The 13,957-nt window shown below is 30.6% G+C and carries 10 protein-coding genes; 7 read left to right on the top strand and 3 right to left on the bottom strand.

Annotated features, from left to right (window positions below):
* Window positions 1-312 precede the first annotated feature (312 nt).
* The 7 genes from BN1075_RS06340 (at window position 313) to BN1075_RS06310 (ending at window position 10,406) form a co-directional block, all read left to right on the top strand.
* Window positions 313-3,408: a ligand-binding sensor domain-containing protein gene (locus BN1075_RS06340; protein ID WP_148315470.1), complete on the top strand. Its 3,096-nt coding sequence runs from the start codon at window positions 313-315 to the stop codon at window positions 3,406-3,408.
* A gap of 126 nt (window positions 3,409-3,534) precedes the next feature.
* Window positions 3,535-4,446, top strand: coding sequence for a diacylglycerol/lipid kinase family protein (locus BN1075_RS06335; RefSeq protein ID WP_040192217.1), 912 nt, complete (start codon window positions 3,535-3,537; stop codon window positions 4,444-4,446).
* Entirely contained in the window at window positions 4,418-5,203 is a 786-nt protein-coding gene (locus BN1075_RS06330; RefSeq protein ID WP_042386994.1) for an EcsC family protein, read from the top strand. Before BN1075_RS06335 ends, BN1075_RS06330 begins: the two co-directional genes overlap by 29 nt.
* A gap of 228 nt (window positions 5,204-5,431) precedes the next feature.
* A complete protein-coding gene (locus tag BN1075_RS06325; RefSeq protein ID WP_040192215.1) occupies window positions 5,432-5,938 on the top strand; it encodes a hypothetical protein in 507 nt (168 codons plus the stop codon).
* 298 nt (window positions 5,939-6,236) lie between these two features.
* The gene (locus BN1075_RS06320; RefSeq protein ID WP_040192214.1) at window positions 6,237-7,610 is read left to right on the top strand and encodes a sodium-dependent transporter; all 1,374 of its coding nucleotides are present in this window, start codon (window positions 6,237-6,239) and stop codon (window positions 7,608-7,610) included.
* Between the two features lie 199 nt (window positions 7,611-7,809).
* A complete protein-coding gene (locus BN1075_RS06315; RefSeq protein ID WP_052406430.1) occupies window positions 7,810-9,309 on the top strand; it encodes a peptidoglycan-binding protein in 1,500 nt (499 codons plus the stop codon).
* 233 nt (window positions 9,310-9,542) lie between these two features.
* Entirely contained in the window at window positions 9,543-10,406 is an 864-nt protein-coding gene (locus tag BN1075_RS06310) for a C39 family peptidase (RefSeq protein WP_052406429.1), read from the top strand.
* Between the two features lie 89 nt (window positions 10,407-10,495).
* On the opposite strand, the gene BN1075_RS06305 is transcribed toward BN1075_RS06310, so the two are convergent.
* The 3 genes from BN1075_RS06305 to BN1075_RS06295 all read right to left on the bottom strand — a co-directional run bounded on the left by BN1075_RS06305 (window position 10,496) and on the right by BN1075_RS06295 (window position 13,819).
* A complete protein-coding gene (locus BN1075_RS06305) occupies window positions 10,496-10,969 on the bottom strand; it encodes a YbaK/EbsC family protein (RefSeq protein ID WP_040192213.1) in 474 nt (157 codons plus the stop codon).
* Window positions 10,970-11,123: 154 nt separating this feature from the next.
* Window positions 11,124-12,362: a dicarboxylate/amino acid:cation symporter gene (locus BN1075_RS06300; protein WP_040192212.1), complete on the bottom strand. Its 1,239-nt coding sequence runs from the start codon at window positions 12,360-12,362 to the stop codon at window positions 11,124-11,126.
* A gap of 215 nt (window positions 12,363-12,577) precedes the next feature.
* The gene (locus BN1075_RS06295; protein WP_040192211.1) at window positions 12,578-13,819 is read right to left on the bottom strand and encodes a dicarboxylate/amino acid:cation symporter; all 1,242 of its coding nucleotides are present in this window, start codon (window positions 13,817-13,819) and stop codon (window positions 12,578-12,580) included.
* Between the last annotated feature and the right edge of the window lie 138 nt (window positions 13,820-13,957).

The following is a 13,957-nucleotide window of genomic DNA, read 5'->3' as shown; positions in this document are numbered from 1 at the left end:
AGAGAAAAGTAAGGATAATAATACTTTTGATTGTTTATAATTATGACTATAGATTGCAAAAGAATATGTGAGTTTGACATAATAACATGTAAAATAGAGAATATAATACATTATATAGTTAATAAATGGGAAAATGCATTCTAGTAAAGCAATGACATGGTGATGGTAGTGTAGTATAATTTAATAAAAGAGAATTTTGTTGAAAAGGATAAAATAATGGAAGCTGGATTAGGGAATAAAGTTAGAATAGTATTTTATATATGTTTTTTTATATGGATTAATCTTACCTTGGAATGTAGTGCATTTGATAGAATGAATTTTAGAAATATCACTATAGAAGAGGGATTGTCCCAAGCTACGGTAGAAACTATGCTTCAAGATAAAAATGGATATATATGGATAGGGACAAATGATGGATTAAATTGTTATAATGGATATAAATTCAAGGTGTATCGGCAGCAGAAGAAGAATGAAAACAGCATTGTAAATAATTATATTGTAGATTTAGAAGAGGATGATAAAGGCAATATATGGGTAGGTACTATAAATGGTGTAAGTAAGATTAATCATAGCACGGGAACTATAACGAATTATCTACAGGATAAAAATGAAGGTAATTTATCACATTACAATATTGGAGATATGATAATCTTAAAAAATGGTGAAATCCTAATTGGTACCATAGGAGGCTTAGATATATACAATGAATCAACTGACTCCTTTGAACCATTTATTGAAAAAGGGAAGTTAACGAGTGAAGAAATCTATTCTTTAGATGAAGATGATAATGGAGATATATGGTTAGGAACAACTAAAGGTCTTAATAAAATTTCCTATGAAACTAAAGAAGTTGTCCAATACGTTAGTGATGGAACTGAAGATTCAATACCAGATGATATTATATATAAAGTATATTGTGATAAAAATGATGTAGTATGGATAGGAACCTATTCTAATGGTGCAGCTAAAGTTAATATGAAGACAAAAGAGGTTACACATTATAATAAAGAAACCTGGGGATTTGAAGAAAAACCAGGAGAACATATAAGGAATTTTTATAGAGATAGTAACGATACTTTATGGATAAGTAGTAGTGGGGGATTAATTAAATATAATGACAGTAAAGATAAAATGGAATTATATAAACATAAAACCTATGACAAAAGAAGTTTAGTTGATGATTCTATTTTCACAGTTATTGAAGATAAAGGTGGGATGCTTTGGGTTGGAACATATGCTGGAATTAGTGTATTTGATCCAACTAATAGTATTAAACATTATAAAAATGATCCTTTTGATAAAACAACAATAAATCAAAATATGGTTCAAGGTATTTATGAGGATGATGAAGGGTATTTATGGGTTGGTACTAATGCCAATGGAGTAAATATATTAGATAAGGAAAGAAACAATATTGCAACAGTTAATGTTGACAATAGTCTAAATTTAAGTAGTAATAGAATAAATGACATAGTAGGATATAAGGACTTAATATTTCTAGGTACTAATAATGGGCTAAATATAATAGATAAAAGCAATGGCACTTTGAAGGTTTATAAAGAAGCAGAAGGACTAGTATCTAAAAATATAAAAAATTTATTTTTAGATGATAAAAATAATTTATGGATAGGTACAATGGATGGCTTCTGTATTTTAAATGTAGATACTAATGAAATTATTGATATAAATTATGCACTTGGAGATATAAATGTTGACGATAGGTATAGTGGAGCAATTTTCCAGGATAGTGAGGGGTACTATTGGCTTGGAAGTTTTGTTAATGGAGGACTAACAAAAATTAATCCATTTACAAGAGAAGTTACTAATTATATTTATGATGAAAATAATTCTTCATCAATTATTGATAATTCTATTCGTTGTATTGCAGAAGATAAAGAGGGGCGGATTTGGATAGGAACTAGCGGAGGGCTTTCTGTTTATAACAAGGAAATCAATAAATTTGCTAATTTTACCACAGAACATGGGTTAGCTAACAACACTATTTATGGAATATTGTTTGATGACTCAGGACAGCCATGGTTATCAACAAATGGAGGAATTTCAACTTATAATTTAGAAGATCATAAATTTATTAATTTTAATATAGTTGATGGCCTTCAAAGTAATGAATTTAATGGTGAAGCATATTTAAAAGCTAAGGATGGTGAATTATTTTTTGGGGGTATAAATGGAATGAATTCTTTTTATCCTCAAGATTTAAAAGTGAGTGAACACATAACGAATGTAGTATTTGAGGATTTTACTGTTAATGGAATGAGAGTTGAGAATATAAACGGTAAGAAATTCAGGCATGATGAAAATAATATTAAAATGAATGTATTTTTGCCAGATTACAAAAATATAAGGGGAATTAGGTATTATTACTTACTTGAAGGAGCAGATTCAGAGTGGAGGCTAGCGGATAGTACAAGTATACTGTTTAGTAATCTAAGCTCTGGTAAATATAATTTAAGAGTAAGAGCTGTAAATAGCAAAGGATTTGTTAGTGATGAAAGTAATGTTAATTTTGAGATAAAGAGACCGATATGGCTTAGTTGGCCTGCTAGTTTTAGTTACATTGTGATGATAGCGTTAATAATTATACACCCAAAAAATAAAGTTAAAAAACTTGATGCTTTAGTAGATAGAAGGACAGATGAATTGAGAGCGGAAATGAATAAAAATAAAAAGTTATTCGAAAAAGTTATTAAATTAGAGAGAAATAAAAATAGTTATTTTATAAATTTATCTCATGAATTAAGAACGCCGCTAAATGTTCTTCATACTACAGAACAGCTTATTACAACATTAAATCGTGATAATAATCTAGAAAAAAGCAAGCTGGAACATTACCTTAGTATAATAAGGCGAAACAACACTAGATTACTTACACTTATTAATAACCTTATAGACATTTCGAAGTTAGATCATGGGAAATATACTATAAACAAAAAGAAAGTTGATATTGTTTATTTAGTTGAAGAAGTGGCGCTAAGTCTTAAGGAATATGTAGAAGATAAGGGGATTGAACTTATAATTGATCCTGAAGTTGAGGAAAAAAATATTAGCTGTGATCAACAGGATATTGAAAGGTGTATAATAAATTTAATAAGTAATGCTACTAAATTTACGCCAATAGGCGGAAGCATAACTGTGTTATTACAAGATTTAGATGATAAAGTCAGAATAATCATAAGGGACACTGGAATAGGTATTGCGGAAGAATATCAGGAATTAATATTCAATAGATTTAATCAGGTTGTTGATATTAATGCAGAAGTTAAAGGTGGAAGTGGTTTAGGATTAACCATTACAAAGCAAATTATAGATTTACATAATGGATCTATTAAAGTGAAAAGTAAGGTTGGAGAAGGTAGTTCATTTATTATTGAGCTGCCAGTAGAATAACTAAATTAAATTTGTGATAAAAGTCATAGAGAAATCTATGACTTTTTATTTGTATTAATATGGTATAATTTTATGGAGAGAAATCTAGATAGATGACATAAAGGTTGTTTTAGGGGTTGGGTATAAATGAGACATGTTTTTATAGTAAATCCACTGGCAGGTGGAGGAAAGAGTTTAAAGATAGTAAAAAATATTGCAAGGGTTTGTCAGGAAGAGGATCTGGACTTTATTATACACTATACAAAAAATCCTATGGATGCAACAAAAATAACAGAGAGTTATAAAGAATCTCAATGTATTATATATAGTGTAGGTGGAGATGGAACTATGAATGAAGTTGTTAATGGAATTATTGGTTCTAAAAATCTATTTGCAGTTATACCGGCAGGTAGTGGGAATGATTTCAATAGAACTTTAGAGGGGATAGATAAGTTAGAGTTTTTAATGGATGTGGGAAAAATTAATGACAGGTATTTTGTTAATGTTGCTTGCATTGGTATTGATGGGGATATAGCTGATAATGCACATGAGATAATGAAAAAAGTTAAAATTCCACCTACTCAGATATATAATATTAGTATTGTTTACACCTTTATAAAATATAAGTTTAAAGAGTTAGAACTAAAGCTTAATGAGTTTTGGAAAAAGGATAAATTTACTCTTTTGGCTATATGCAATGGACGATATTATGGTGGAGGATTTAATATTGCACCGAATGCACAACTTTGTGATGGGCTTTTTGACATATACTTTGTAAATAAGGTTTCAAAATTGAAGATTCCTTTTTGTTTTTTGAAGTTAATAAAAGGGACACATGAAAACTTAGCTATTATTACTAAGAAACAAAGTGAGTATGTTGTAATTAATAGTGCTGAAGAGGTTGTTTGTAATGTGGATGGAGAAAGTATTAAGGGGAAGGAATTTAAAATTAGCGTTATAAGAAACGGGGTAAAAATATATAATAATAAGGAGTTAATAAATAAATTTTTATCACCTGGGGGTGAAGTTTTTGAAGAAAATTATAGACAAGCAACTTAAAAAAATAGATAAGAAAGAAAAGAAAATATTAAATAAAAAGAATAGTAAGGTGTATGAAGAAAAAGTAAGTCCAATAATCAATAAGGTTGAAGAAAGTATTCCTGATAGAATAAAGGTTACCCTTGATAATGCTTTTTATCAAGGATTTAATACTGTATTGTCAAAAGGGACTAAATATATTGAGAAGCTTTATGATAAAGAGAAACTTCAGATTGAGCATGATATTAAAAATTATGCTATTGAGAAATCATTAACTAAAAAGAAAATAAAGGAGTTAGATAGTATCTCTAAGAAAAGTAATTTTGTTAACACTACAATATCAACTGTTGAAGGTGGCGGATTGGGGCTTTTAGGAATAGGAATACCTGATATACCTTTATTTATTACAATGATATTAAAGACTGTATATGAGATTGCTTTAAGTTATGGTTTTAATTATGAGGATGAGTTTGAGCAGATCTATGTTTTAAATCTGATTTGTGGAGCATTAACCTCTGGAGATGAACTAAGAAAATATAATAGTATATTAGAACAGCTGAGTGATGATATTTTTAATAATAAGCCTAATAATTATATATTAGATGAAGAGATTAGAAATACGTCTAAAGTATTATCACAAGCTATGTTAACAACTAAATTTATTCAAGGCGTTCCCATTATTGGAGTAATCGGAGGAATTATAAATTTTAAGGTAATAAACAAAGTAAGTACCTATAGTAAATTAAAATATAAAAAAAGATACTTGCAAAAATATTAAAATTAATTGAAGAGTAGAGTTTTTGTGAACATAATTAGAGATGAATAATATAATAAGGTATAGTCATACAAAAGATAATTTACTTGTTTGGAGAGAAGAGAATGTATCAAAATGATTGGAAAATTACTTTGAACATTCTCTTTTAGTATGAAGTAATTCTCAAGTTTTTGAAACAAAAAAAGTGATAAATCATATATTGAATATATATGACACTTAGGAGGAGAGTATATGGTTTTTCCAGGAGTTTTTCAAATAGGGACACCAACAACTAAAAAGAGCTCTAGTGGACAAGTAGATACTCAGGAGTTAAAATACAATTTAAATGTATTAAATATATCTTCTGATACATTAGTATTAATCATCATTGCAATTGTTTTGAATTTGTATTACATATATAGGTCTAAGGTTGATATATGTGACACGCTTAATAATACTAGCTATGGTAAAAATATGCCAGATGTGAGTAATATACCAGAGTTTGCAAATTTCATGTTTCTTTATATTACTGCAGTTTTTTTGGCTATAAATTATGAGGATTATATGAGAAAAGCAAATGCTCCTTGTGATAAACGTGATAATGTGGCAATAGCAAAATCCTATAATGCATTTGTAGCAGCATTATTAGCATATATAGCAACAGTAATCAGTAGAAAAAATTATGATATAGACCAGAGGGTGAATTCAAAACAAGGTAATAGTGGAACACAAATAAATCCAGGATTAATACCAACATAAAAGTTTTAAATGAGGAGGTAGAGTAAAATCTACCTCCTTATTAATTGATAAAATTTATTTGAAAGACTTTTAATTTAAAATGCAGTAAGTAATTAAATTTGGAAATTTGGATACTATTTGTATTAAAATAAAAAGTTGAAAAGTTTTTCATGTGTTAAATGAAATATATATAGCTAAAATTTATTGAAATTTAAGAAAAGTTTATTTATAATTAAAAAATCCGTTACAACTTATTGTATACAGTTTTAAATTTACTTATGAAATAAAAGAAAAACAAGAGAAATGGAGAAATGAACAAATGAATAGTCAGAGTAATCAAAGAGGACAGTGGGCATCTAATATTGGATTTATATTAGCTGCGGCAGGATCGGCTGTAGGTTTAGGGAACATATGGAAGTTTCCTTATTTGGCTGGGGCTAACGGTGGAGGTGCCTTCGTAGTTTTATATTTATTAATGATTGTTGTTATTGGTTTCGTAATAATGCTTGGAGAAATGGCAATAGGACGAAAGACACAGCTTAGTGCAGTAGGAGCATATAAAAAACTTAATGAAAAATGGGCCTTTGCAGGAATTATAGGTGTAATAGTTGGTTTTTGTATTTTATCTTTTTATAGTGTAATTGGAGGATGGGTATTAAATTACATTGGTAAGTATGTTACAGGTGGAATCGTTGGTTCAGAAGCTGGTGCGTATTTTGGAAGCTTTATTTCATCCACAACAGCTCCAATTGTGTGGCATTTTATATTTATGGCAATGTGCTGCATAATAGTTTTGAAAGGGGTTTCAGGAGGAATAGAGAAGGCAAGTAAGGTTATGATGCCGGCTTTATTTATTTTATTAATTGGTGTAGTTATTCGTTCAGTTACATTAGATGGAGCTATGGAGGGAATTAAATTTTTCTTAAAACCTGATTTTTCAAAGGTAACAATTAGTACAGTAATGGCAGCTATGGGACAAGCATTCTTTTCATTGAGCCTAGGTATGGGAGCGATAATAACTTATGGAAGTTATCTTGGAAAAGAAGAGAATCTTGAAAAAAATGCATTGATTATACCAGCTATAGATACTGGAGTAGCAATGTTGGCAGGATTAGCAGTTTTACCAGCTGTATTTGCTTTTGGGTTTGAGCCGACAGCAGGTCCAAGCTTAATGTTTATTACATTGCCATCAGTATTTGATGCAATGCCTTTTGGACAATTCTTTGGAATTTTATTCTTTGTATTAATTTTATTTGCAGCTTTAACATCTGCAATATCTTTATTGGAAGTAGTTGTTTCATTTGTTATTGATATCTTTAAGATTGAAAGAAAAAAAGCTACAATAGGACTTGCTACAATTATATTTTTAGTTGGAATTCCTTGTTCATTAGCAAATGGTCCTATGAGTGACTTTTTAATAATGGGATATAATTTCTTCGACTTTATGAGCTTTTTAGCTGAAAATGTATTGATGCCATTAGCGGCTTTATCAATGTGTATATTTATTGGTTATGTATGGGGTGTTGATAATGCGATTGAAGAAATAACTAGTGGTGGTAGATATAAATTTGTATTTAAGAAATTTTTTATATTAATGATAAGATATGTTGCTCCGGTTTTAATATTCTTTATATGGCTAAATGCCATTGGCGTATTACCAGCTATAGCTAAAGTGTTTGGTATTCAGTTATAAGAATGAGATATATTAGTATTTCTTTTTTAGAGACAAACAATAGTTAGTTAAAATAAGTATTACTATAAAAAAAGAAATCTCAAAAGAGGTTTCTTTTTTTTATAAAGTTATATCTAAACCTTTAGTATTTAAAATAACATTAGCATAATTCCATGGATGAACATATTATAATATGAACATTAATTTAAAGGAGAAAACCATGGGGAAAGGTTTTATAAAGGTACAGCTTTTTTCAGCTAAAAATGTTATGCCAGTTAGTGGTGGAAATATTTTTATAATTGAGAGTGCAGCAATAGAGTTTGAAGATGGTAAGATTTTGACTACAGATGAGTGCGGAATTAGTAAAGTTGTTACTGTCAATACTCCTGATAGATCAGTTGGAGAAAATCCAGCATCAAAGGATGTTCCTTATTCAAGTTACGATATATATATAAGGGCTAAGGGATATAGAGATGTTGCAATTGAGGGGATTCATATCTTTCCAGATATAATAAGCATTCAAAATGTGGAAATGATTCCTACTAAGAAGGAAAGAGTCTTTATGGAGGAAGCAGAGTTTACATTTATTCCACCACATAAACTGCTTGAGTTAACTCAGAGAAACAGGATTGAAGGTATAAAGATAGGCTCGGGTGGATGTGTACCATTGGTAATACCTGAATATGTTACTGTTCATTTAGGTGCACCAAACTCATATGCTGAAAATGTAACACTTGATTTCTTAGATTATATTAAAAATGTTGCTTCAAGTGAGATTTATCCAACATGGCCAGTGGAAGCTATAAGAGCAAATGTATATGCTGAAATATCCTTTGTATTAAATAGAATACAAACGGAATGGTATAAAAATAAGGGTTATGCTTTTGATGTAACTAATTGTAGTGCTTATGATCAAGAATTTGTTCGTGGAAGAAATATTTATGATAATATATCCAGAATAGTAGATGAAGTATTTAATGAGTGTATTGAGAGTAAAGAAGGAAAAGGTCCAATTCTGGCATCATCATGTAATGGAATAAGTGAATCAGGTAGTGGTTTATCAAAATGGGGAACTGTAGTTATGGCAAATAACGGATGTGATGCCTTGGAGATTTTGAAAAAGTATTTTGGGGATGATATCAGATTGGAAAAGATATCTGATGTTTATGGACTTGATGAACAGTATAGTGGTGATGAGTTGAAGGTCGGCAGTAATGGCAAAATGGTAGAAGGTATTCAGAAAAAGCTTAATAAAATATCAGAGAATTTTACTGCAATAAATAAAATTGACATTATTACGGGAGAATTTAATAACGATACTTATAAAGCGGTTAAGACTTTTCAGGAAATATTCAACATTGCTTCTACAGGAGTAGTGAATAGAGTAACTTGGTATAAAATTTCATTAATTTATAACAATACTAAAAAGCTTTTAGATTTTATAGAAGATGATGAAGAACATAACATTGGAGTATCACCGGAATATTTGTTGAGGTATGGAGATTCGGGAGCCGCAGTAAGGGAATTTCAAAGGTATTTAAGAGTAGTAAGTCAATATTATTCTGTGATACCTCAATTGGATGTCAATGGGGAGTTCGATTTGAATACTAAGGCTGCCGTTTTAGCATTTCAAAAGAAATTCAATAATATAGATGTGGATGGTATTGTTGGAAAACAAACATGGGATAAAATATATGAGGTATATTGTGATCTGAAATAAAAATAAAGTATATTTTAATAAAAATACTATAAAATAAGACAAAGAGAACTCCTTAAAGTTCTCTTTATTTATTTTTCGATAGAATATAAAGCTGATAAATATAATCGTATGTAGAAATAATGAGAAAAAATATTTATGGTAATAAAAGGTAAAATGTAAGGCGAGGTAGAAATAAATTATACTGATTAGTAAAAAGCGCTAAGCTATAAATATATTAAAAGGGAGAAGAGTATATGCTAAAGTTGAAGAAAAAAACTTTATATGATAAAAAGAAAAGCCTTAAAAGGATGATTCTATGTGGGACTGTGCTTGGAATGTTTACAATTTCAGCATTTAGTATGGGTATGTCCCAAGGAAGTAACACTCTAGGGAAAAAAGCTGTGGGGATAAATGAAACACAAAAAATAAATAGTAATGAAGATGAAGAGGTAAAGCATGAAGTTAGAAGTGTAGTTAATAATGTGCCTAGTAGTGGCAAACAGAAGATTTCAAAGAGAAAGGGAATTATAGATGTACCCTATATAGATCAAACAAATTATTATCCATCAGGCTGTGAGGTTGTAAGTGCGACTATGTTATTACAGTATTATGGGTATGAAATATTCGTAGATCAGTATGTGGATAAATATTTAGATACCTCAACAATAGAATCCAAAGATGGGATTTTAATTGCAGAAGATCCTAATGAGTACTTTATAGGAGATCCGAGGAGTTCATATAGCTATGGTTGTTTTGCGCCTGTTATAGTCAAATCTATGAATAAGATATTAGACGGTGGAAAAAAAGCAGAAAACATAACTGGTACAAGCTTGGAAGAAATTACGGAAAAATATATTGAAAAGGGAATACCGGTTTTAGTGTGGGCTACTATAGAAATGGAACCGCCTTCTGAAGGAACAGATTGGCTGCTTAAGAGTAATGGATTAAGATATCACTGGATTGGTGGAGAGCATTGCTTAGTTTTAGTTGGATATGATGACACAAGTTATTATTTTAATGATCCATACAATAATAATGGGCTGGTTGCATACAAAAAAGAGATTGTTGAACAAAGATATGAAGATTTAGGTAAGCAGGCTGTGGTTGTCGTAAACTAATTTAAAAGTAAAGAACTTAGAATGATAGAGTCAAAGGCGTTAAAAGCTTCTCCTAAGTTGAAGGAGAAGCTTTTATTTAATGATTGATTCTATACTATCTTGCAAACATCTACCCACTCCATGGCATTTGAATATTTAAATAGCTCCTCACAGTTTAGCTCTATTGCACTGTTGCTGCTTCCACAGGCTGGAAATATGGTATTGAATCTTTTTAAAGATTCATCTAAATAAACTAGAATGTTAGGAGAAATGGCAAAAGGGCATACTCCACCTATACTGTGGCCTACTAAGGTGTCTACTTCTTCAGGAGTAAGCATTTTTGCTTTCATAGAAAACTTTGACTTAAATTTAGAGTTATCTATTTTGGCATCGCCAGCAGTAACAACTAATATACAGCTATCACCGTCTTTTGTCTTAAAAGATAGTGTTTTAGCAATTCTTTGAGGTTTAACGTTTAAAGCATTTGCTGCCAAGTCAACAGTTGCACTAGAAACATCAAATTCTTGAATTCTCTCATCTATACCAAGGTCCTTAAAGTATTCTCGAACTAATTCTATTGCCATATGATCATCCTCCAATAAATTGTATATATTATTTAAAGTGTCAACCTAAGAAGTAACATTAATACAATTATACCAAACATAAATGGTTTATTTTCGATAAAATAAAAAGCATGCTGTAGATAAGTTCATCTACAGCATGCTTTTACTTATGAGTTTAATTTGATACAGTTTTATTATTTGAGGATTTATTTATTTTTTTATCTTCCATAGCAGAAATGCACATAGTACATGCAGCATCACCTGTAATATTTACAGTTGTTCTACCCATATCAAGAATACGATCTATACCAGCTATAAGAGCGATACCTTCTATAGGTAGGCCTACACTTTGAAGTACCATAGCAAGCATTATCATTCCTGCTCCAGGAACACCGGCTGTACCAATTGAAGCTAAGGTTGCTGTTAAAATAACTGTAAGCTGCTGACCTATAGTTAATTCTAAACCGAATACTTCAGCAATGAAAATTGCACATACACCTTGGTATATTGCAGTTCCATCCATGTTGATTGTGGCACCGAGTGGAAGTACAAAGCTTGATATTTCTTTTTTAGCTCCCATATTTTGAGTGCATTCCATGTTTAGAGGCAATGTACCAACAGAACTAGCGGAGGAAAATGCCATGGTCATTGCAGGAATCATATTTTTGAAGAAGGTTAATGGTGATATTTTTGCCATGACTTTTACTGTAGTTGAGTAAACAACTACCATGTGAACTATATAAACTAGATAAACGATTAATATTAGCTTTAATAGAGGTAATAGCACTTGTGGTCCATTGGTGGCAACAACAGGTACTAAAAGAGCAAATACTCCTATAGGAGATAGTTTAATTATCATTGACATGACCTTCATGCAAACTTCATTGAAGGATTCAACAAACTTTACAACAGGTTCAGCTTTTTTTTCAGCAACGATAATACCAAATCCGAAGAATAAAGCTATGACAATAACCTGAAGCATAGTTGCATTTGCAAGAGGTGCAACAGCGTTGCTAGGGAAAATATTTACGAAGGTTTCCATAAAGCTTGGAGCTACAGCTGCTTCATAAGTAAGAGCTTCTCCAGCTAATTTATATCCGCCGCCTACTCTTAAAATATTAGCAAAAATAAGGCCTAAAGTTACGGCGATACAGGTAGTTACCATATAGAAAGCAATGGTTTTGACACCAACAGAACCAACTTTTTTTATGTCCTTCATGGAGATTACACCAGCAATGATAGAAAATAGTACAACAGGAACTACAACCATTTTAATTAAATTTAAAAAGATGGTGCCAAATGGTTTAATATAGTTTACTGCAAAATTTGGATTGCCTTGGAATAATATACCCACTATTATTCCGAGAATCATACCAATCAAAATGTAGAAAGCTAATGATCTTTGTTTTTTCATTTATATCCCTCCTTAAATTAAATAAAATTAAGTCTATATTAAATTTATATGTAAAAGTGTTTCGTATTTATGAATGATATTGAAATTTTTTCTATATGAAAATTTCAATTATCTAAAATATGAATATAAACTCAATGGATTATTTAATTTGGATAAAAAATATGCTGTAGAATCCAAATAGGGATTACTACAGCATATTTTTTATTAAACTATATTTATGAAGCTACAGCTTTGAGAGTGTTATTAGTTAAGTTTGATTTTTTATCTTCTATAGCAGAAACACAAACTGTGCAGGCAGCATCTCCTGTAATGTTTACTACTGTTCTTCCCATATCAAGAATACGGTCGATACCGGCGATAAGAGCTATGCCTTCAATTGGAAGCCCTACACTTTGAAGAACCATAGCAAGCATTATCATTCCTGCTCCAGGAACTCCAGCAGTTCCTATGGAAGCTAAGGTGGAAGTAAGAATTATAGTAATTTGCTGGCTGATTGAAAGATCAAATCCAAATACTTGAGCTATAAATATTACACAAACACCTTGATATATTGCGGTACCGTCCATGTTGATGGTTGCACCTAGAGGTAATACAAAGCTTGCAACTTCACTTTTAGCACCGAGTTTTTGAGTGCATTCTAAGTTAAGAGGCAATGCGCCAACGGAGCTTGCTGAAGAAAATGCAAGAGACATGGCAGGAAACATATTTTTAAAGAAGGTTATTGGCGAGATTTTAGCTATAGCTTTAACTGATAAAGAATACACAATAACCATATGAATAAAGTACACTAAATAAATTATAACAATCAGTTTTAATAGAGGTAATAGAACGCTTGGACCATTTTCGGCAATTACAGGAACTAAAAGAGCAAATACGCCGATAGGAGAAAGCTTTATTATCAAATTCATTATGTTCATACAAACTTCGTTGAAGGCTTCAACAAACTTTACAACAGGTTCAGCTTTTTCTCCTGTTAAAATTATTCCAAAGCCGAAGAATAGGGCTATTACGATTACTTGAAGCATTGTTGCGTTTGCTAAAGGAGCAACTGCGTTACTAGGAAAAATGTTAACGAAGGTGTCCATGAAGCTTGGGGCAGTAGCGGCTTCATAAGAAAGAGCTTCTCCTGCAAGCTGATATCCGCCACCTACGTTTAAGAGGTTAGCGAAAAATAAACCAAAAGTAACAGCTATGCAAGTTGTTATCATATAAAATGCAATGGTTTTAAGTCCTACAGAACCAATTTTTTTGATGTCCTTCATGGAGATAACGCCAACTATAATTGAAAAAAGAACAACGGGTACTACAACCATTTTAATAAGGTTTAAGAAAATTGTACCGAAAGGTTTTATATAACTTACAGCAAAGGCTGGATTACTTTGAAAAAAGAATCCTACTACGATTCCAAGAATCATACCGATTAAAATTTTGAAAGCTAATGGGCTTTTTTTCTTCATGTTAAGTCCTCCTAAGTTTGTTTATAATACTGAATAGTTTCTTAAAAATCATAAGTATATATTATAATATTTAAAATCTATATTCAAGAGATAAATGAAATTTATATAAAATAAAATTTCATTTTATAGAAAAGTGAA

Source organism: Clostridium culturomicium (assembly GCF_000821305.1).
Classification (GTDB): Bacteria; Bacillota; Clostridia; order Clostridiales; family Clostridiaceae; genus Clostridium_J; species Clostridium_J culturomicium.
The sequence above is the reverse complement of the archived record's forward strand: the minus strand, read 5'-3'. Positions and strand labels throughout refer to the sequence as shown.

Excerpts from the sequence above, each read along its gene's own strand:
- BN1075_RS06340 (WP_148315470.1), top strand. The coding sequence starts at position 313 with ATGAATTTTAGAAATATCACTATAGAAGAGGGATTGTCCCAAGCTACG.
- BN1075_RS06335 (WP_040192217.1), top strand. The coding sequence starts at position 3,535 with ATGAGACATGTTTTTATAGTAAATCCACTGGCAGGTGGAGGAAAGAGT.
- BN1075_RS06325 (WP_040192215.1), top strand. The coding sequence starts at position 5,432 with ATGGTTTTTCCAGGAGTTTTTCAAATAGGGACACCAACAACTAAAAAG.
- BN1075_RS06320 (WP_040192214.1), top strand. The coding sequence starts at position 6,237 with ATGAATAGTCAGAGTAATCAAAGAGGACAGTGGGCATCTAATATTGGA.
- BN1075_RS06315 (WP_052406430.1), top strand. The coding sequence starts at position 7,810 with ATGGGGAAAGGTTTTATAAAGGTACAGCTTTTTTCAGCTAAAAATGTT.
- BN1075_RS06310 (WP_052406429.1), top strand. The coding sequence starts at position 9,543 with ATGCTAAAGTTGAAGAAAAAAACTTTATATGATAAAAAGAAAAGCCTT.
- BN1075_RS06305 (WP_040192213.1), bottom strand. The coding sequence starts at position 10,969 with ATGGCAATAGAATTAGTTCGAGAATACTTTAAGGACCTTGGTATAGAT.
- BN1075_RS06300 (WP_040192212.1), bottom strand. The coding sequence starts at position 12,362 with ATGAAAAAACAAAGATCATTAGCTTTCTACATTTTGATTGGTATGATT.
- BN1075_RS06295 (WP_040192211.1), bottom strand. The coding sequence starts at position 13,819 with ATGAAGAAAAAAAGCCCATTAGCTTTCAAAATTTTAATCGGTATGATT.